Annotated in this window: 21 protein-coding genes; 6 read left to right on the top strand and 15 right to left on the bottom strand. The window is 64.2% G+C overall.

Translation table 11 applies throughout. The annotated features are described in order from the left end of the window. Window positions 1-35: 35 nt before the first annotated feature. Both C7401_RS04010 and C7401_RS04005 read right to left on the bottom strand, forming a co-directional pair. Window positions 36-2,678, bottom strand: a complete 2,643-nt coding sequence (locus C7401_RS04010) for a DotA/TraY family protein (protein WP_112170048.1) — start codon at window positions 2,676-2,678, stop codon at window positions 36-38. A 207-nt stretch (window positions 2,679-2,885) separates the two neighbouring features. Then, complete coding sequence (locus C7401_RS04005) at window positions 2,886-3,152, bottom strand: hypothetical protein (RefSeq protein WP_112170047.1); 267 nt, start codon at window positions 3,150-3,152, stop codon at window positions 2,886-2,888. A gap of 600 nt (window positions 3,153-3,752) precedes the next feature. Between C7401_RS04005 and C7401_RS04000 the strand changes: the two genes are divergently transcribed. Together C7401_RS04000 and C7401_RS03995 are read left to right on the top strand one after the other, a co-directional pair. Continuing rightward, complete coding sequence (locus C7401_RS04000; RefSeq protein WP_181565486.1) at window positions 3,753-4,361, top strand: nucleotide-binding protein; 609 nt, start codon at window positions 3,753-3,755, stop codon at window positions 4,359-4,361. Between the two features lie 24 nt (window positions 4,362-4,385). Beyond that, window positions 4,386-4,730, top strand: a complete 345-nt coding sequence (locus tag C7401_RS03995) for a hypothetical protein (protein ID WP_112170045.1) — start codon at window positions 4,386-4,388, stop codon at window positions 4,728-4,730. A 134-nt stretch (window positions 4,731-4,864) separates the two neighbouring features. Here the strand turns inward: C7401_RS03995 and C7401_RS03990 are convergent, their stop codons facing one another. The 9 genes from C7401_RS03990 to C7401_RS03950 form a co-directional block, all read right to left on the bottom strand. Continuing rightward, on the bottom strand, window positions 4,865-5,461 hold the full coding sequence (locus tag C7401_RS03990; RefSeq protein ID WP_112170044.1) for a hypothetical protein: 597 nt from the start codon (window positions 5,459-5,461) through the stop codon (window positions 4,865-4,867). A gap of 525 nt (window positions 5,462-5,986) precedes the next feature. After that, window positions 5,987-6,532, bottom strand: coding sequence for a hypothetical protein (locus C7401_RS03985; RefSeq protein ID WP_112170043.1), 546 nt, complete (start codon window positions 6,530-6,532; stop codon window positions 5,987-5,989). 21 nt (window positions 6,533-6,553) lie between these two features. Then, on the bottom strand, window positions 6,554-7,465 hold the full coding sequence (locus C7401_RS03980; protein WP_112170042.1) for a hypothetical protein: 912 nt from the start codon (window positions 7,463-7,465) through the stop codon (window positions 6,554-6,556). A gap of 96 nt (window positions 7,466-7,561) precedes the next feature. Continuing rightward, window positions 7,562-7,903: a hypothetical protein gene (locus tag C7401_RS03975; RefSeq protein ID WP_112170041.1), complete on the bottom strand. Its 342-nt coding sequence runs from the start codon at window positions 7,901-7,903 to the stop codon at window positions 7,562-7,564. A 71-nt stretch (window positions 7,904-7,974) separates the two neighbouring features. Further along, entirely contained in the window at window positions 7,975-8,256 is a 282-nt protein-coding gene (locus tag C7401_RS03970; RefSeq protein WP_112170040.1) for a hypothetical protein, read from the bottom strand. A 93-nt stretch (window positions 8,257-8,349) separates the two neighbouring features. Continuing rightward, a complete protein-coding gene (locus C7401_RS03965; RefSeq protein WP_112170039.1) occupies window positions 8,350-8,760 on the bottom strand; it encodes a hypothetical protein in 411 nt (136 codons plus the stop codon). 91 nt (window positions 8,761-8,851) lie between these two features. Continuing rightward, on the bottom strand, window positions 8,852-9,091 hold the full coding sequence (locus C7401_RS03960) for a hypothetical protein (protein ID WP_112170038.1): 240 nt from the start codon (window positions 9,089-9,091) through the stop codon (window positions 8,852-8,854). A 200-nt stretch (window positions 9,092-9,291) separates the two neighbouring features. Next, entirely contained in the window at window positions 9,292-11,064 is a 1,773-nt protein-coding gene (locus tag C7401_RS03955; RefSeq protein ID WP_146757875.1) for a DUF5906 domain-containing protein, read from the bottom strand. Window positions 11,065-11,182: 118 nt separating this feature from the next. After that, the gene (locus tag C7401_RS03950) at window positions 11,183-11,404 is read right to left on the bottom strand and encodes a hypothetical protein (RefSeq protein WP_112170036.1); all 222 of its coding nucleotides are present in this window, start codon (window positions 11,402-11,404) and stop codon (window positions 11,183-11,185) included. A gap of 1,049 nt (window positions 11,405-12,453) precedes the next feature. On the opposite strand from C7401_RS03950, the gene C7401_RS03945 reads away from it, so the two are divergent. From C7401_RS03945 to C7401_RS03930, 4 genes are read left to right on the top strand one after another with little or no spacing between them, the layout of a single operon-like run. Further along, window positions 12,454-12,663, top strand: coding sequence for a ribbon-helix-helix domain-containing protein (locus C7401_RS03945; RefSeq protein WP_258396846.1), 210 nt, complete (start codon window positions 12,454-12,456; stop codon window positions 12,661-12,663). After that, window positions 12,663-13,820, top strand: coding sequence for a DNA cytosine methyltransferase (locus tag C7401_RS03940; protein WP_112170035.1), 1,158 nt, complete (start codon window positions 12,663-12,665; stop codon window positions 13,818-13,820). The genes C7401_RS03945 and C7401_RS03940 overlap by 1 nt, the downstream gene beginning before the upstream one ends. Beyond that, on the top strand, window positions 13,817-14,674 hold the full coding sequence (locus C7401_RS03935) for a hypothetical protein (RefSeq protein WP_112170034.1): 858 nt from the start codon (window positions 13,817-13,819) through the stop codon (window positions 14,672-14,674). The genes C7401_RS03940 and C7401_RS03935 overlap by 4 nt, the downstream gene beginning before the upstream one ends. After that, a complete protein-coding gene (locus tag C7401_RS03930) occupies window positions 14,625-15,074 on the top strand; it encodes a very short patch repair endonuclease (protein WP_112170033.1) in 450 nt (149 codons plus the stop codon). The genes C7401_RS03935 and C7401_RS03930 overlap by 50 nt, the downstream gene beginning before the upstream one ends. 7 nt (window positions 15,075-15,081) lie before the next feature. On the opposite strand, the gene C7401_RS03925 is transcribed toward C7401_RS03930, so the two are convergent. The 4 genes from C7401_RS03925 to C7401_RS03910 form a co-directional block, all read right to left on the bottom strand. Further along, a complete protein-coding gene (locus C7401_RS03925; RefSeq protein ID WP_112170032.1) occupies window positions 15,082-15,318 on the bottom strand; it encodes a hypothetical protein in 237 nt (78 codons plus the stop codon). A gap of 165 nt (window positions 15,319-15,483) precedes the next feature. Beyond that, window positions 15,484-16,011, bottom strand: coding sequence for a hypothetical protein (locus C7401_RS03920; RefSeq protein WP_112170031.1), 528 nt, complete (start codon window positions 16,009-16,011; stop codon window positions 15,484-15,486). Window positions 16,012-16,139: 128 nt separating this feature from the next. Then, window positions 16,140-16,550 (bottom strand): hypothetical protein, encoded by a 411-nt coding sequence (locus tag C7401_RS03915; protein WP_112170030.1) that lies wholly within the window; start codon window positions 16,548-16,550, stop codon window positions 16,140-16,142. Window positions 16,551-16,575: 25 nt separating this feature from the next. After that, complete coding sequence (locus tag C7401_RS03910; RefSeq protein ID WP_112170029.1) at window positions 16,576-17,034, bottom strand: hypothetical protein; 459 nt, start codon at window positions 17,032-17,034, stop codon at window positions 16,576-16,578. Window positions 17,035-17,090 lie beyond the last annotated feature (56 nt).

Below are 17,090 nucleotides of genomic sequence, written 5' to 3'. Positions count from 1 at the left end.
TGGGCCGGCTCTCACCGGCCCTCGGATCACCGTGATCAGACGGTGCCGCTGCCCTCCTTGTCGCCGGTCGAGCCGGCGTTCTTGGCGTCTTTCAGCGAACCGGTTTGCTCAGTGTCGGCGAGCATGTTGCGCAGGGACGAGGCGGCATCGTTTCCCTTGCCGCTTTCGCCTTCGCCCGGTGCTGCGCCGCTGGCTTCGGGCTTCGCGCCGGCGCCACCGCCCACGTCGCTGCCTTGACCGCGGCCGGCGGTGCCGCCGGTCGAGCCGCCGCCCAGCGCGCCCAGCAGCGCGGACGCACCGTCGGCGTTCGCCCGGTTGCGTGCCGCGGCGAGGTTGCCCGACCCGTCGCTGCCGTTGCCGTCCTTCGCCAGCGAGCCCTTCAACGCGTCGCCGCCGGCCTTGTTGCTGCGGTCCCGCTCGCCGTTCAGGTCGTCGCGCTGCAAGTCGTGCGACCGCTCCGTGGTTCGGGCCGCCCTTTCGTCGCGGTTCTTCTTGTTCTCTTCGCCCAGTTTCTTCCCGGCGTTCTGCAGCCCTTGGCCGTTCATGCTGGGCATGACACCGACGAACGCTTTGCCGGCGCCGCCGACGTGGCCCGCGGCTTGGTTCATGCCTTCGGCGAGCATCGGAGCGCCACCGCCGCCGATCCAGCGCAAAATCTGGTCGGGGATCACGTGGATCAGGCTGAAAATCTTCTTGGCGATGACCACCATCAAGCCGCCGTACATCACCGCGAGGGCGATCAGCAACGTCGGACCGGCCCAGCCGCTTACGGTGCCGCTCTCGGTCGCAACGGCCGCGAACGTCGATGTCAACAGGTAGCCGGCCGGCGTCATGAGCGCGATCGAGCAGAGCAGGCCCAGCACCATCAACGTCGGGCGCAAGGTCAAGTCGAGGATCAGCATGTAGCCCGACCCGCCGCGTCCGGCCACACCATCTCCGTCCGGGTGGATATGGGCGCACATCCAGATTTGACTGCCGATCAGCGCTTCGATCAGCAGGATGCAGTAGCCGATCACGCCCATGAGCCACATGACGTAAGGGACCATCGGGAGCAGCGCGAGCGCGATGCCTGCCCCCATCAGCGTGATGAACATCGTGAAAAACACCGGCGTGACGAGCATCCCGACCAGGGTGGCCGCTTCCGCCGCGCCAAACTTCTCCGACACCCAGTTGCCGGCCAGGAAGCCGGTACCGCCGGCCGCGGCAACGCCCGCATCGAACGCGCCCCATGCCGCAACGATGAGTTTGTGGCCCAGTTCGGCGGAGCCGATGACCGGGTTCTGGTTCAGCAACGCGTTCGCGTCGCTGCTAAAAAGATCCAGGTTCTTGTCACGCGTGAACCAGGAAAGCAACTTCCCAAGCACGCTGCTGTCGGCGTTCGCCTGCGCGCCAAGGCCCGTGAGGTTCTGGCCGTTCTTGGGCACGCCCCGTGCGATCAAGTTGCGGGCGATCTTTTCCGCCGTGTCCATGTACAGGGCGTTCGCACTGTCGGCCCGCCGGGCCGTGCCGTCGCTCATCGTCGGCAGGGCGCTCACCGCGTCCGACACGACCTGCCCGGCTTTCGCAATCTTCCAGAACCACGCACCAGCGAAAAGCCAGCCGTCCTGCTGAACGTTCGCCTGCACGGAACTGTTCATCAGTTCCGGCGCGTTCTGGACGGCCGTGTTCACGCCGCTGCTGAACGCTTGCGCAGCGCTCGTCAACGCCGCGTTCACCGCGGCCGGGGTGGGCGGCTTCTCGTTGCCGCCGGCCGCTTGCGCGATCTGCTGGGCCATCGGAGCCACGGAGGCCTGCATCGCCGTCAAGCCGGCCTGCTGCGCACTCTGCACAGTCGAGTTCACCGTACCGACGTTCACAAGGTCGTTGAGCATCTGGCTTTGCGTCGACACGCCGTTGTTGCCCGTAGCCGACAGTTGCAGCCGGACCTCGCCGCAATCCGCGTCGTCGCCCGCATCGCTGTCGCTGTTGTCGCCGGACGTGTTGCCGTACGAGTAACCGAACACGCCCGCGCTCGACGACGTGGGCGCGACGTTGAACGGCGTAACGCCATACGTGTCGCTGGTGATCGTCGATTGGTGGCTCGCTACCGCTGCGGCCGTGGCGTTCGCCACAGCGGTGTTGTACGACTGGACGCAGACGTTGGCGATCAGCATTTTCTCGGCCAGCGCTTGCGCGGCGAGGGTGGTGTCGGGCGCGATGAACGTTGCGGAGGCGACCGGCTGCTGCGTGTACGCCGACCAGACAGCGTTGGCCGCGCCCATGCCTTGAGCCGCAAGCCAGAGGATAACGGCCTGAATCACACTGTACCCGTTGAGCACCGGCAGCATCAGCGCGGTACCAAAGGCCAGGCGGATGGGGAGCCACATCGAGGACCACTTCTTGCCGAGCATTTCCCCGTCGTGCGCCGTGGCCATCGTGCCTGCGACGATGGTGTAGGCCGCCAAAACGCCCGCAACCGTCGTGACGACGCTGTTGAACACGGCGATGGCGCCCGAGAGGCCGGAGCCTCCCGAGCCGTTGATGTCGCCGAACATGCCGTCGATGATCAGTTTTTTCGACAGGTCGTTGTCGGCGAGCGTGAAGAGCGCACTGCCGTCCGCGTTGCCGGCCCACGCCGCGAGCGGCATGAGCATGAGCAGCAACGCGAGCGCAGCGCGTGAGCGGGTGCGAGGGCGCATGGTGTGACTCCGGGTTGTTAAAGAGCGAAGGCACCACGGCGATCCGTTGGCACCAACACCAGGCTACCTCGAGCACGGACTAAAGCAAGCCGGTACAGGGGCGTACCGCAAAAATAGTTGGGGATGCCAGGCGCCCAGCGCCCGGTGCAAAGCAAAACGGGCGGCGCAAGGCCACCCGTTCAGGAGGTACGAACCATCCGGCCGGGATCACGGGCCGGTGGCACCGGTCACGGCGGAAATCAGCGCGAGCATGGCGATGAAAAACAGCGGACCCATCGCGATCCAGCACCAGAAGCCCGACCAGCGTGCGTTGCTCGACTTCGTGTCCCATACCCACGACTCCTCGGCGTTGGCGTGAGCCGGACGGTCGAACGCCATGACATACAGTTGCTTGCGCAGTTGACGGAGTTTGCGCAGGCACGCCCAAATACCGGCGGCCGACAGCAGAAGTACGGACAGAGCGACGGGGTGCATGACGAACTCCTTTCGTGGTGTTGGGTGCGTTGGCATCAACGCGGTATCTGCAGTACTACCAGGTTCTATAAAAAACTCAAGTTCTCACGTGCTGCGCTTTGGTGGTGCCGTGGGGCGCGGGGAACGGCGCGACTTGCTTTGCTGCTGCGGGTTGCTGGAGCCTGGTCATCGCTTGCCCTCGTTCCGTTGTGAGTTGTGCGCTTCGGAGCCTGCCGTGACGCATGACAACGCCATGCCGGCCGGCCCGGCCAGGGTTCGGAGAAAGCCGCAGCCGCGCAGCGGACCGGGTGCCGACGAAAGCAACGCGTGCCCTTGCCGGGGACTCGGACGGTGGGCGTATGCGTCGGGAAACGGCGGGATCGAGCGCACGACGTGGTGCGAACGATGCGACCAGGTGCCGGCGCGGGAACACGCGGCAGGACGCGCGGCGTTGCGCGGCCGTGGTGTGGTGTGTTTGATTTGTATCGTTTGTATTTCTCTAGGTACGGTACTCGAACCGTACCCGTTGACATCGGGCTGGGTGTACGAGAACGTGGGATGTATCGGATGTATCAAACAAACGATACATCCCACCCACCACGATCTAGAGGAGTACAGACCATGCCGATGTTGACCGTCGATGTTTGGAGCCCGAAGGGCGGCTCGGGCAAGAGCACCTTGTCGTTGAACCTGGCGGCGTTCTTCGCCGCTGAAGACACGAACCGCAAAGTACTGCTCGTGGACGCGGACGCCCAGCAGTCTTCGAGGGCCTGGGAAGCGCGCTGCAAGGGCTTCGGCCTCGTGCCCGCTTTCGATGTGGCCGCGTCCGATGCGCGGGCTGATCGCTATGATGTCGTGATCGTGGATCACGCGCCCTACGCGCCCAGCGTCGCAGCGTCGACGCTGAAAGGCGACGTGATCGTGATGCCTGTGCTTCCGTCGTTTTTCGACGCGGCCTCGACGTTCCGTGGCCTGAGCGAACTGCAAGAGAAAGGCCGGCGTGTCTTGCTGGTGCCGAACCGCGTGGAAACGAACTACGCCAGCGACGTGAGTTTCCTAGCGGATCACCTCGGCAAGCCCTACCTGAAACGCCGCAAGGCGGCATATCAGCAGACGATCCAGCGCGGCCTCACCTGTTTCGACCACAAGTCCGGTCTTCGTGGGCTGGAGGCCGCGCGATCGGAAATCAAACGCGTGGTAGCAAGCCTGGTCGATTTGGCCGCCGCTTAACCCTTCAACGTTGGAGACTTGAACATGGAAACGACGAACTCGCTGGCCCGCCTGGCGGCCAAGAAATCGGACAGCCTCATGGCCGCCGCCGCGGATGTGGCGCACGTGGCCTTTCAACCGGCGGAGCGCCCGTTCTTCAACTTGCGCACGAGCGATCGCCCCGTGGGCGATCCCGTGGTGAAGTGCAAAGCCGCGATCGGTGGGCGGGATGCCGCCGCCACGCAGGTCCGCATTCCGCACGCGCTGCGCGAGCGGATCGAGAAGTACGCCCGGGGGCCGGCGACGGTCGTGCTGGTGGCGCTGGCCGATGCGATGCTCGATCAGTTGCTGGCCGAAGGCAAAACGCTGCACGTCGAGAACGAGAAGTGATCGGCGCCGATCGAGCGGAACGCAAAAAAAGCCCCTGAAAAGGGGCTTTTCTGTTGGTGCGGTTTGTTTGATGTGTTTGGTTTGTATCAAACAAACCAAACATCAATCGCGGGGCGCTATGGCCCCGCCCGCCGTTAAATCCCGTTGGCGTTGGTCACGGTCCAGTCTTTGTGATCGAACTGGAACTCTGAAAAATCCCCGTTCAGGCGACAATCGTTGACCCATCGGCTGCTGTCCAGGTACGCGTGCAGGTGTTCCGGTACCTCGTGCAGGTACAACTCGTTGAACATTTCCTCGCCCACGTCCTCCATCGCGCCCTCTTGCAGCATCACGTCGTCGATCTTGTCGAGCGCGTCCGCGAGCGAATAGCCGGCCTCGCCAACGAGGTAAAACAAGGCCGCCTGCTCGCGCTCGTCGAGGTCCACCACGTCGTTGAACCACGTTTCGAGGCTCGCCTGGCTGATGCCCATCGCCGCGAACAACTGGGCCTCGCCGTCGGTCCCATCCACCAGTTGCAACTCCACCTCTTCCACCGGTGCGCCCCAGCGGTCCGTGAGCCCGTCCATCTTCGCGGTGTAGTCCTCCAGGCTCGTGAAGTAGAAGCCCGGGCCGGCGTCGAGGTTGTAGGGCATGGCGTGGTACGTGGTTTCGGTCGTCATCTGCAGTTGGGGGAGCCCGCCTTGAAGGCCGTTGACGTTGCTGTTCGTGTGGTTCTGGCTGGTCGCGTTCATGGTCGTGCTCCTTGTTCGGTGAAGGTCTGCTGTCGGTATCGCCCGGCGCATAACGAAGCCGTCCCGACACAAGGGCAAGGGGCACGACAAAGCCGCAGCCGCGAAGCGGACCGGGTGCCGGCGTGCGCGCAGCGAACCCTTGCCCTGCCCGTGGCGGGAGGGCTTATGCGTCGGCCGGTTGGCGATCCCGGCGGCTTTTCAACGACCAAGGGGCGAACGCGATCGGCCGCGGGAGAACCGCACGGCCTTTCGGCTTTTCGAGGTGTTGCGTTTCGCCGTACAGGTGTTACCGTGGGTCATCGGCGGCGTGGTGGTCGACGATGTGTGTCTCCGCAAGGGCAAAGGCCGGTCGATGTTGACCGGCCTTTGTTCGTTCGTGCTCCCAGGGAGTCGGCCCGCCTCCACGCCGTAGGCTGCGCGGGTGGAGTGCCCGCTTTTTCCGGCCGGGTTTCGCGTGAGCGCGAGGGCAAAAAAATGGGACGCTTGCGCGTCCCGTCGATCCGCTGCCGCCCATGGCCTGCGGCGTTAGAGCCGTGCGCGTCGGCGTGCGGGTGCGGCCTCGATGAACGGTTCGGCCTCGGCCATGGCGTCGTCGGCGAGCGCACCGAGCGCGTGTTTTTCGCGCCGGACCTGCGCGACGCTGGCCGCGTCGTCGGCGATCACCGCGACGCAGCCCGGACGGTCGGGCGCCGCAAGGTTGCGGCCCAGCGCGACGCGCAACGTCGCCATGAACTCGGGCATGGACACGGCCTCGTCCTCGTGGGTGCACGGTGTGGTGCGGCGAAACTCGGCGAACAAGCCCTTGCCGCTCGTCATCGCGCCGGGCACGTAGCGCGGGCGAGCGTTGCCGATCCAGCGGGCGACCCGGGCCTTGCGCGCAGCGCGCTCGATTCGTTTGCGCCGCGCGTCGGACTCGACGGGTTGCGCGGGCCGGCGCTTGTCGTCGGGCAAGCGTGCCGGCTCGTCGAGTCGGAAAATGTCCTCGTGCTTGTCCGGCACGATCAGCGACGGCGGGAGCACGACGGGCTCGTGCGGGTTGTGGGTGGTGATGTTGCAAGGGCGGAAGGCCATGGTGGTGTCTCCGATGGTGGGTTACAGACGTTTTCGGCGGGGCGAGGCGGTTTCGACCTCGATCTCGGCCGCGGCCTGGCGAAGTTCGCGGGCTTCGGCGCGGACGTGCGCTTGATCCCGCAGCATGTCGTACAGCACCTCTTGGTCGTGGAACGACACGTCGGACAGCAGTGCGTCGAGCACGTGCGCCTCGCCGCGCTGGGCGACCGGCCGGTAAGTGCCGGCGTCATCGACCTCGGCCCAGTCGATCCAGCGGTCCTGCGGTGAGCCGGTGCCCGGCTGCACGCGGTACGCGCACAACCGGCCGGAACGTTCGACGGTCACGGCGGCGTTGCGGGCCAGCATCAGGAACGGCACCGCGAGGTCTTTCATCACGGCGTCGAGCGCCATCTGGTACGCGGACTGCCCCATCGTCTCGATGCCGAACAAATCGAAGCAACGGGCGAACGCCGCGCGCAACGGCGTGTCGGCCGCCGGACGCCAGGCGTTGCCGTCGTAGCCCATCAGCCAATGGGAGCAAGCGCCGATGGCGAGTTGCCGGCCTGCTGCGATTTCCTGCTCGACCGCCGCGCGCAAGCGCAGATGCGGCCAGTTCCACACCGAGCGCTCGGCCGCGGTCGGCGGGGCCGGGTCGAAGTCCGGCAGCAGGTCGAAGTCGTCGCCGGTCTGGTACGACGCCACGTTGTCGGCGAGCACGGCCATGTGGTGCGGCCGGCCTTGCCAGACCGTTGCGAGGTTGCGGCCCAGCGCTTTGCGTAACGCCGCCGCAAACTCGTTCGTCTGCACGGCCTCGCCCATGGCGCCGACATGCTGGCAGAACGCGTTGTACAGGCCAAAGGCGTCCGTGACGGCGCCCGGCACGTGGCGCACATGGGCCTCGTCGATCCAGTGGGCGACCAGTGCTTGGCGCTCGCGTTTGAGAAGTGCGGTCATGGGATGGTCTCCGTTTATGGGAGCCGGCGGCCCCCTTCGTACCGCCAAACCCACCGGACAACGGTGGGCACTGGCGAACGCTGCGGTCGGGGACGATCAGAGCGAGGCGGGTGCGTTGCGGAACGCGGTGTAGCCGGCGACGAAGGCGCGGGTGAAACTCATCAGGCCGCATGCCTTCGACTCGAGCCTCGTCTCGCTGATACCAGGCTCGTCGTTGCGCAGCCAGGTCTTGCAACGGTCCTTGAGGATTCGCATGTCGGGCGCGACGGAGCCGTAGCGGATTTCCTCGTCGATGAACCGTGCAAACTGGCTCGGTGCGTTCGAGCGCACGGGTTGCTGCGGACGGGCGGCGACGGTGGGCGTCGTGGTCTCGAAGTCGCTCGTGTTCGAGAAGGACATCGTTTGGTCGAGGGCGAGGTCGAAGGCGTCGAAGGTCATGGTGTTGTCTCCTTGGGTGGATGGACCGGTGCGGTCCGGGTTTGCCGCGGGCGCGGCGGTCGAGAAAGGGTTCAGGCGGCGAAGCGCAGCAGAGCGTTGTCGATGCGCTTCAACGCCCAATCGGCGGCGACGTAAGCCAGCGGGACCATGCCGAACACGCACACGAGCGTGGTCGCCATCAGGGCCATGGCGAGGCAAGGGCTACCGGTGCGATCGCCGAGCGTGACGGCGGTGACGAGCATGACGAAGCCCAGCGCGAGCGCACCGACGGTGGTTGCGATGCGCAGGAACAGGTCGAAAACGGGGAAGGCGTGGAAAACGGTGGTGGTGAGGGCGTTGCGTGCGGTGGTCATAGTGTTCTCCGATCGGGCAGGCCGGGATGGCCTGGCAGGTACCCCGAAACCCGCCTTACCGGCGGGCACGGGTGGAGCGTTGAGACGGGTCGCTTACGCGAAGCGGTAGCCGCCGGCCTTCTCTTTTTTACCGTTCTGATGCCGCAGGACGTTCGGCGCGATGACCTCGGCGAGGTTGAGCGCGCGGCGGATGGCGACTCCTTCGCCGCGGAACGCCCGCGGGTCGTACTCGATCGCTGCGAACTGGTCGAACTGCGCTTCGGTGATTTCCGACACTGTGAACTTCTTGCTCGCCGGGTTGTTCGTGACCATCAGGAACATCAGATTGGCGGGGTCGTGCGGCGCGTCTTCAACGTAAATCTGCGCGTGACCGGTCACGTCGACCTGAACGGCCTTTGCGGACCAGCCGCCCAGCGCACACGAAAAGCCGGGAGCCGTCGCGACGGCCGAAGCCTTTTCGTAAATCGACATCAGGTCGGGTTGGGTGGTGATGCTCTTTGCCATGATGAACTCCGCTCGGTGGTCAACGCCGGGGTGGCGCTGGTACCGCCAAACCCACCTTCCGGTGGGCGCTGGTGGAGCGTAGGCGGCAGGCTTACCGCACGTCGATCCATTCGCCGTTGTCGGCGTCGCGGCGCTGCTCGACCTCGACGACGTAGCCGTTGGCGTCGATATCGTCTTGCGTGAACATCGTTTCGCCGATGCGACCTTCTGCGTTGCGGATGGCTTCGATGAGCGTGGGGCCGCGGCCATACACAACGGTGTTGTGGCCGATGAAGCGGAACTCGATGCGTTCATCGTTCGTTGCGCGCGAGGTGTTGTTGAAGGTGGTCATGGCAGTCTCCAAAAAGAAAAGCCCCGGAGGTTTAGTCCGGGGCTTCGGGCATGGCCGCGGTGCGCGGCCCTGTGGTGAACGTTGAGCGCGGTGCGGTGCGCTGGTGTACGTTCAATAAACCAGGTACTCCCAGGCATGTCAAGCACCTGTTAAACATTTTTTTTTGAGGTTCGGTGAGCACTGCAGAGCGTTGCCCATCGTTACCCCTTGGCCTTGGCTATCACGTCGGCAAGCACGTCGCTGAACGTGTCGTACTCTCGTTGCTGCTCGGCCGTGGGCTGCACGAACTGCACCGGCGCGGACGGTTGACGCGGCGGCGGTGCGATCGGGGAACCGCGTTCCGGGTTGATGCCATCGACCACGATGGGCGCGCACAACGTGCGCAGGCCGTTCACGCGCAAACGCTCGTCGGGACCGATCGGCACGCCGTGCTTGGCTTCGAACAACTTGCGGACTCGTGTCCAGAACGCTTGCTCCTTGGCCGGGTGCTTGTTGCCTGCCGCGGAACTAGCGCGCACGTACTCTTGGTAGACGGCGTTCTTGTTCGTCAAAATGCCCTTCGCCGCCGGCACCATCTCGGCCTCGCAGAACCATTCGTATACCGGGTCGTTGGTCTTCTTGATGTTGTGCATCAGGGCCTTGACGGTCTCGGGCGCTTCGGCCGGCGTGAGCAGGCGACCGCGGCGCACGACGCGCTGGGCACCGGCGAGCAACCAGGAAAAGACGTGGAACCGTTCGGCCGGGTTGTTCAAGATCAGGCTCTCGAAGTCGAGCACAACGTCCTTATTGTCGAACCGGCCAGTAAACGGGATCGGGTAGCCCCGGCGCTCGAAGCCGTCGGTGTGGTCGGTACCTTGCAACGGCCGGTTCAGGCTCACGACGATGGAGCAGGACGGCACGAAGCGTTTGGGTTTCCCGTACTTCAGGTCCACGAGTTGCGGATCGCGCGACGCCCACTCTTTCAACAGGTCGGGATCGCATTCCGTGGCTTCATTGATGGTCACGAGCGTGGCCCCGATCAGCGCCGCCGGCTTGAAGTTGTGCTTGAAGTCGGCGAACCGGAACGGCACGGCCTTGTGGTGGAACGACGCCAGCACCGCTTGGGCCGTGGACTTCCCGTTGCCACCGTCGCCGTACAGGTAGTAGATGCGCTGGAAGTTGCGGTTGGTGACAAGCGTTGCGCCCATCCCGTCTTGGAAATACGCCTGCGCCTCGCGGTCGGGAATCGCCTTGTCGAGGAAACTTTGCCAGAGGCAATCGTCCGGCAACGGCGGCGGCTCGAACGTACCGCCCGATTGCACCAGCGCCTTCGGCATCTTGATCTGCACCGCCGACCGGGTCTTGAACTCGGGGCTGGGCTTGTGCACCGCGATGTTGCCCGCGTTGTCCATCAGCAGCACGCTGTTGTCGGTCTGGATCATGACCGGATCGGCCTTCTTCTCGGCGGCCGGCGCCTCATCGGCGTCCGGGTCTTTGTCCAGGTAGTTCACGAAGTCACCGGTGGCCGCCGTGAGCGAATGGCCGTTTTGCGGCAACGCCATCGTGGCGCGCAGCGCGTTCACCATCTTCTCGGCCTTCTCGTTGCTGTAATGCTTCGGGTCGTTGTGGCGCAACCAATCCTTGGCCCGCTCGACCATCACTGCGTCGGGCACCACGGCCCAGTACACCTTGTTGTAGCGGTAGAACACCTCGTCATCCGTCCCGCCGACGCGCAACCAGCGGTCTGGCATCTGGTCGTCGGTGAATCGCATCTCCGGCGTGGCGTCGTCGCCCTCGCGCGCTGCGACCTTGCGGCCCTTGCCTTTGGAGCGACCTTTGCCTTTGCTGATGCCATCGATGGCCGAGTCCGGGTTGGCCGCTTCGATCGCCGCGGCCTTCGCGGCCGCGAACGGAAGCACGCTGGTGTCGCGGATACGTGCGACCATGCTTTCAGGAAGCGCGGGGCGAGGACGGTTTTTCGGAACGGACGACATGATCGACTCCTATATTGACGGGGCCGTTCAGTCTCGTTACGCTGGGACTGAACGTGGTGCTTTAGCGGGTGCGGCGTTCTTCTCTTCAAACCGCGCTTGCCGGCGCGGTTTTCCTTTTTCAGGCGGCGATGCTTTCCTCGCCCACGTCCTCGAACATCCCGATGCGAAAACGCTTCGGGTTTGCCACGTAGGAGCGCATGAACGACCGCAAAACATCGGGGGCGTCCAGGCCGTTCGCGGCGACGGCCGCATTGAAGTTGTCGCGCAGCGCGCTGTTCATGCGGAGCCCCAGCATGATGTCCTTGGGAACTTTGGGGGCCTTGGTTTGCGGCGTGCTCATGGGGTGGTCCTCCGGCGGGTAAACGAAAAACGCCCCGGCTTTTGAGGCCGAGGCGTCGGTCAAGGCTTGCCGCAGCAAGCCACTAGGTCGAACGTTGGGCGCGATGAACTGCGCCGACTGCGTACCCCATTAAAGCAGGTACCGCCGGCTTGTCAAATGCCTGCTAAACACGTCGGCGTGCCCGACGCAGAAGGCGCCGCAGCGGCCAAACCATGTCGCCAGCAACGGGCGCAAGCGGATCGCCAGGCGCGGAACGCGCCCAAGTTTGGGGTTCGCGGAGCGTCGAGGCACGTGTCCAGACCTGCGATCGGCCAGACCGTAGGTGTGGACAAAGGTATGGACAGGCCGAAAGCCTTGCTGGGCAAGGCTTTGAAGGGATTTCCGCAAAACTCTGGCTCAAGGTATGGACAAGGTATGGACAGGCTGAAAGCCTTGCTGGGTACGGGTTTGCCGGATTTTGTCCATACCTGAAGGATGAATCGGGTATGAAAGTCGTACGGTGCATGTTGTCCGGTGCTGGTACGGTGCTGCGCATGTTGTTCGTACAGAAGTTTTTGCCTTTTGGGCGCTCTAGGTATGGACAGCCCGCAAACCCTTACCCAGTAAGGCTTTGCGGTGTCCACCCCTGAAAATCACCTCTTCAGGTATGGACAGCATTCGCCGTTTCCCGGAAAGCCTTGCTGGGCAAGGCTTTCCGCCCGCTCGCTTCCGTACTGCCTTGGGCCGTTTCTTCAGGTATGGACAGGCTGGAAGCCTTGCCCAGCATAGGTTTCCGGGGCGTTGTCCATACCTTGGGCCGGGTTCGGCCAGATCGAGCCGTTTTGAGCGTTTTTCGAGGTCTCCGCCGTGCGTTTTTCTCCGCATCGGGCACGTGCGACCGGCCCGCTCCGCGAACCCCAAACTTGGGCGCGTTCCGCGCCGGGCGAGCCGCTTGCGCCCGTTGCCGGTGGCACCTGACTTTGCGAAGACGCGACGCGCATACCACGATTTCCCTGACTTTTACAATATTTCCTTTTGCACTGCGCCAGAATGGCGCCATGATGGCGCCTATGATGAAAACCGCTAAAGACTCGCGCGCCGCGACGGAGCGCATCACCGTGCGCCTGCCCGACGACATGCTTGCCGAGATCGACGCCGAGTGTTCTCGGCGCGTCGGCAACGTGTCGCGCAACACTTGGATACTCGAAGCCGTCCAGGAAAAGTTGTCGCGTGCGGGCGGCGGTGCAAACAAACAAGCAGATGCCGCGAGGGGAAACTAATGGGTCGCTTCTACGAGTTCTTCGCCGGTGGGGGGATGGCCCGCGCCGGCCTTGGCGAGGAGTGGCAATGCCTCTTCGCCAACGACTTCGATCACAAGAAGGGCATCACGTATCGCCAGAACTGGGGCGACGGCGAACTGCTGACCGGCGATGTGCGCCAGGTCAAGCCGGAAAACCTTCCCGACCGCGCCAATCTCATCTGGGGTTCGTTTCCGTGCCAAGACCTGTCGCTGGCCGGGGCCGGGGCCGGCCTCAAAGGCGATCGCTCGGGCACGTTCTGGCCGTTTTTCGATGTCGTAAAGGGCTTGATCGCGGACAACCGCGCGCCTGACATCATCGCGTTGGAAAACGTTGTCGGTACCCTGCATTCGCATGAAGGCAAGGACTTCGCGGCGATCTGTACGGCGCTTGACCGCGCAGGCTATCGGTTCGGTGCGATGGTGATCGACGCTGCGCTGTTCGTCCCGCAGTCGCGCCCTCGCCTGTTCGTCATCGGCATCCGCAAAGATTTGCCCATTCCCGATGCGATCGTGCGGCAGGAGGCGTCGCCGCTGATTCATCCGAAGGCTTTGTTGACGGCGCTGGACAAACTGACGGCCAAGGCACGGCAAAACTGGGTCTGGTGGCACCTGCCCACGCCGGATCGTCGTGAAGAGGTGTTCGCCGACCTGATCGAGGAAAGCCCTACCGGGGTCAAGTGGCACACGACGGCGGAAACGCAACGGCTGCTGGCGATGATGAGCGACGTGAATCTCGCCAAGGTCGAGAAAGCAAAGAAGGCGTCGAAGTCCACCGGACGGCGCATGGTCGGCGCGATCTACCGGCGCACGCGCCGCGACGAGGAAGGCAACAAGGTCCAACGCGCCGAGGTTCGTTTTGACGACGTGGCGGGCTGCCTGCGCACGCCGTCCGGCGGATCGAGCCGGCAGTTGATCATGGTGATCGACGGCAGCAAGGTACGCACGCGGCTCATCTCCAGCCGCGAAACGGCGCGCTTGATGGGCTTGCCGGATGAGTACGAGTTGCCCGAGAACTACAACGAGGCGTACCACCTGACCGGCGACGGCGTGGCGGTCCCCGTTGTTCGCCACATTGCCGCGAACATCTTTGAGCCCATCCTGGCCGTACATCCGACGGGTGCGAGGGCGGCGGCATGAGCATTGTCCCGTGCGAGCAAAATGGCGCACTGCGCAAGTTGATCGAAGAGTACGCGGAGAACCTGAAGACCGAAGCGCACAAAATCGGCACCCATGGGCTCACCGAAGTCGAGTTCTACAACAGCGGTGTGTTCCGGGGAGCCATCGAGCGCGTCCGTGGGCAGTTTTCTGCGTCGATGCGCGAGAAACGCGAGTTCGTCCAACATATCCTCAACCACATGCAGGACAACGGCCACATCGTGGACTGGGAGTCGGCGGGTGAGGCGAACCGCCACGATTACATCGTGCGGCTCAACTCCGGACGAACATCAGCGATCGAGTTGAAGGGTTGCCTCGACGGAAACAACACGAACATTTTTGAGCGGCCACCCCACGCCGAAGAGTTCGTGATTTGGAGTGTTTGCACGAACCCCGGCGCGGACCCGCGTCACAACGCCTGGTCCGGCATTCACACGCGGTTGAGCGCTGAAATCATTTCTCGCGGACAACGCGTCGATGGCGTGGTGCTGTGGGACATGGTGTGTGGCACCGTCGGCCGACCTTGCCCGAAAGTCAAAGACGATGCAGAGCGACTGACCGAAGCGGGGCCGTTCGCGGTGCCGCCGCCCTGCATTTACGTGCTACCGGCAACCATCCCGACTCCGCGAAACAACCCGCATCCCAAAGCACAACGGCTCGATGACGTGCAACTTCTCAAAGCGTTCCATGAATGCTTTAAAGGGCGTGACGAGGAAGTGAACTACGTCGATTTCGAGGTCGGCTACCACGGTACGGACACCGTCCGCAAAACGCGGGTAACACGCAATGGCGAAGTCCAGCGCGAATCGGAAGCCACGGCGATCCGCCGCGCCTGACGAAACACCTGAAGCCCTGCGGTCCCGCACCATGCGGGCCGTGAAATCGAAGGACACCGGTCCCGAGATGATCGTCCGCCGGTTCCTGCACGCCGCTGGCCTGCGGTATCGCCTTCACGACACCGGCTTGCCGGGAAAGCCCGATCTGGTGTTCCCAGGCCGCCGTGTCGCTCTGTTTGTGCACGGCTGTTTCTGGCACCAGCACCCGAACTGTCCGGCAGCCGCCCGCCCGAAATCGAGTTCCGACTACTGGACCCAGAAACTCGACGGCAACGTGGCCCGCGACGCTCGTCACCACGACGCCCTGAAAGCTGCGGGCTGGACCGTCTTGGTCATCTGGGAGTGCGAGACTCGAAACCCGGAGGCGCTTAACACGCTGTTGAAGCGCCTCCGGGCCTAACACACGATCACGGGCGCTTGGCCCCACTCGGTGGCAACGCTGCAAGATGCGCCGCGCTGCGGCGGAAGTTGCGAACTGCTCGCCAGTCGCCGGGCGAAAATGGCACGGTCATCTTGCGGCCGTTCGGTGCTATGACCTTCGCGTGCTTGCTCTTGCCTGGCGTCTGGTACGTCCAGCCGCGCTCCCGAACGAGGTGGGCGATGGCCGCGTTGAAATCCTTGTCGCTGCTGTAATGCTTGCTCACGTGCTTCTCCGGTTGTCGATGGTGGAACGCTCGTCCGGATGGACGAACGGCCCCGACGAACCGGGCTTGTTGCTGGGCTTGCCTCCCAGCGTGTCGCGTGTGTGTGGTGTTGCGGATACTTCTGTTGCTTCGTGAGCCCGGCGTCAAGTTTCGAGCGCTGAACGCTTAGTCGGCGGCCAGCGTCACGTAAAGCGCGAATCCCGCATCGAACGGCAGAAGGTTCAACACCATCGCCTCGGGATGTTGCTGCTGCACCCGTTGAGCCGTCGATGCCACGTCGCATCCGGCCGCGGGCCTCGTCGTGTAGAACGTGCTTTTGCCGCCGTTGCGCACGTCACCGGGCACGCACCAGACCACGTTTTTGAGCATGGCCTTGCGCACGCGGGCCTCACGGTCCGAGCGCATGACGATCGACTCGATCGCCAAGCCGTCTTCGTAGTACGTGCCACCGTCCGGTACCACGGCGACGTACCACGCCTGGAGCGCGGCCTTTTCGGCGGCGTTGATCCAGTCCACGCGCATTTCCCCGCCGTCGCCGTAATCGGCGAACGTGGCGATCGTCGCGCCGTTGCGAAACAACGTGCCCGAGTACGCCCAGCCTTGGCGCCCCTCGCTCATCCGGCCGGTTTTCGCCGTGTAGTGGTCGCTGGTGCTGAACGTCGTTGCTGCTGCCTGGCTGGTCTTGCTCTTCATCGTGCTTCTCCGGTTGGTTGGACTGCGTTTGCTGCTGGTTAAGGAAATGCCCCGACCAACTCGGGCCTTCGATGGGCTTGCCTCCCATCGGGTCGCGGAGAAAAAGCGCCGTGGCGCGGTGCTGCGGTTCAGTTGATCGCCATGCCGGCCGCTTCGGCGATCGACCAAAACATCGCGTTTCGCTCGCGCAGTTCTGCCCATCCGTCGTCGCCCCAACTGGCGAACATGTCGGCGTGCTTCAACTGCTCGACCGTGACGTGGAACTCGTCGGCGACGTTGCGCCGCTCGGCTTCGCACGCCACTTGGTACTCCGGCTGGTCCTCGGGCTCCGGCGTGTCGAACGCGTCGAGCCGGTCGGCGTTCTCGTCGCGCCAGTCGTCGCACCACTGGTCCATCGTCGCGGCGTACGTGTCGTGGGCTTCGATCAAGGTGTCGATGTAGCCAAGCGGCAGGCCCGCGAGGACGGTGAGCGCGGCGTTCAATGCGTCTTGCTCGTCCGGGTCGCGGAGGTAATACGGGTTGATGTGGAAGTAGGACATGTGTTTTCTCCGGTGGGTAGGTGGATCAGTTCAGGGCGGCGGAGCGTTTGGCGTTGCGCTCGCGCACCGCGTCGAACTGGGCCTGGTCGGTTTCATCGACGAGGCCCAGTTCGACGCGGCGTTGCTCGACGAGCGCCCAGCCTTCGTGGTTGTTCAGCAGAACAACCGCGTGCTCGAGCAGGTCCGTGCTCACGCCAAAAGCCTCGGCGACCTCGCCCATCAAGCGGTCGCAGGCCGGTTGCCAGTCGTCCGACTCTTGCGCGAGGTCCACGCCTTCGTCGTGGGCTTCGTCCCATTCTTCTTCCTCGTCCTCCCTGTCAAAGCGAGCGTCCGCGTAGTCGGTGGCCCAGTCCTGCAGCCATTCGTCGGTGGCATCGTCGAACGCCTTTTCGGCGTGGTACAGGCGCCGGCGCGTGTCGTTGTCCAGCCCGGCGATGATGTCGAGGGCTTCCTGCTGGCCGGGGTAGGTTTTGGTGGTGCTCATGGTGTAGTTGTCCTAAATGATGTGGTGGGTGGTGGTATGTATCAAACAAACCATCT

It is taken from the genome of Paraburkholderia unamae (genome assembly GCF_003268775.1).
Classification (GTDB): Bacteria; Pseudomonadota; Gammaproteobacteria; order Burkholderiales; family Burkholderiaceae; genus Paraburkholderia; species Paraburkholderia unamae.
Note: the sequence above shows the minus strand (reverse complement) of the source record. Positions and strands in the feature narration are given on the sequence as shown.

Coding starts and splice junctions, on each gene's coding strand:
- C7401_RS03955 (WP_146757875.1), bottom strand. CDS start 11,064: ATGTCGTCCGTTCCGAAAAACCGTCCTCGCCCCGCGCTTCCTGAAAGC.
- C7401_RS03960 (WP_112170038.1), bottom strand. CDS start 9,091: ATGACCACCTTCAACAACACCTCGCGCGCAACGAACGATGAACGCATC.
- C7401_RS03950 (WP_112170036.1), bottom strand. CDS start 11,404: ATGAGCACGCCGCAAACCAAGGCCCCCAAAGTTCCCAAGGACATCATG.
- C7401_RS04010 (WP_112170048.1), bottom strand. CDS start 2,678: ATGCGCCCTCGCACCCGCTCACGCGCTGCGCTCGCGTTGCTGCTCATG.
- C7401_RS04005 (WP_112170047.1), bottom strand. CDS start 3,152: ATGCACCCCGTCGCTCTGTCCGTACTTCTGCTGTCGGCCGCCGGTATT.
- C7401_RS03990 (WP_112170044.1), bottom strand. CDS start 5,461: ATGAACGCGACCAGCCAGAACCACACGAACAGCAACGTCAACGGCCTT.
- C7401_RS03930 (WP_112170033.1), top strand. CDS start 14,625: ATGGCGAAGTCCAGCGCGAATCGGAAGCCACGGCGATCCGCCGCGCCT.
- C7401_RS03920 (WP_112170031.1), bottom strand. CDS start 16,011: ATGAAGAGCAAGACCAGCCAGGCAGCAGCAACGACGTTCAGCACCAGC.
- C7401_RS03995 (WP_112170045.1), top strand. CDS start 4,386: ATGGAAACGACGAACTCGCTGGCCCGCCTGGCGGCCAAGAAATCGGAC.
- C7401_RS03980 (WP_112170042.1), bottom strand. CDS start 7,465: ATGACCGCACTTCTCAAACGCGAGCGCCAAGCACTGGTCGCCCACTGG.
- C7401_RS03940 (WP_112170035.1), top strand. CDS start 12,663: ATGGGTCGCTTCTACGAGTTCTTCGCCGGTGGGGGGATGGCCCGCGCC.
- C7401_RS03945 (WP_258396846.1), top strand. CDS start 12,454: ATGATGAAAACCGCTAAAGACTCGCGCGCCGCGACGGAGCGCATCACC.
- C7401_RS03985 (WP_112170043.1), bottom strand. CDS start 6,532: ATGGCCTTCCGCCCTTGCAACATCACCACCCACAACCCGCACGAGCCC.
- C7401_RS03965 (WP_112170039.1), bottom strand. CDS start 8,760: ATGGCAAAGAGCATCACCACCCAACCCGACCTGATGTCGATTTACGAA.
- C7401_RS03935 (WP_112170034.1), top strand. CDS start 13,817: ATGAGCATTGTCCCGTGCGAGCAAAATGGCGCACTGCGCAAGTTGATC.
- C7401_RS03910 (WP_112170029.1), bottom strand. CDS start 17,034: ATGAGCACCACCAAAACCTACCCCGGCCAGCAGGAAGCCCTCGACATC.
- C7401_RS04000 (WP_181565486.1), top strand. CDS start 3,753: ATGCCGATGTTGACCGTCGATGTTTGGAGCCCGAAGGGCGGCTCGGGC.
- C7401_RS03970 (WP_112170040.1), bottom strand. CDS start 8,256: ATGACCACCGCACGCAACGCCCTCACCACCACCGTTTTCCACGCCTTC.
- C7401_RS03975 (WP_112170041.1), bottom strand. CDS start 7,903: ATGACCTTCGACGCCTTCGACCTCGCCCTCGACCAAACGATGTCCTTC.
- C7401_RS03915 (WP_112170030.1), bottom strand. CDS start 16,550: ATGTCCTACTTCCACATCAACCCGTATTACCTCCGCGACCCGGACGAG.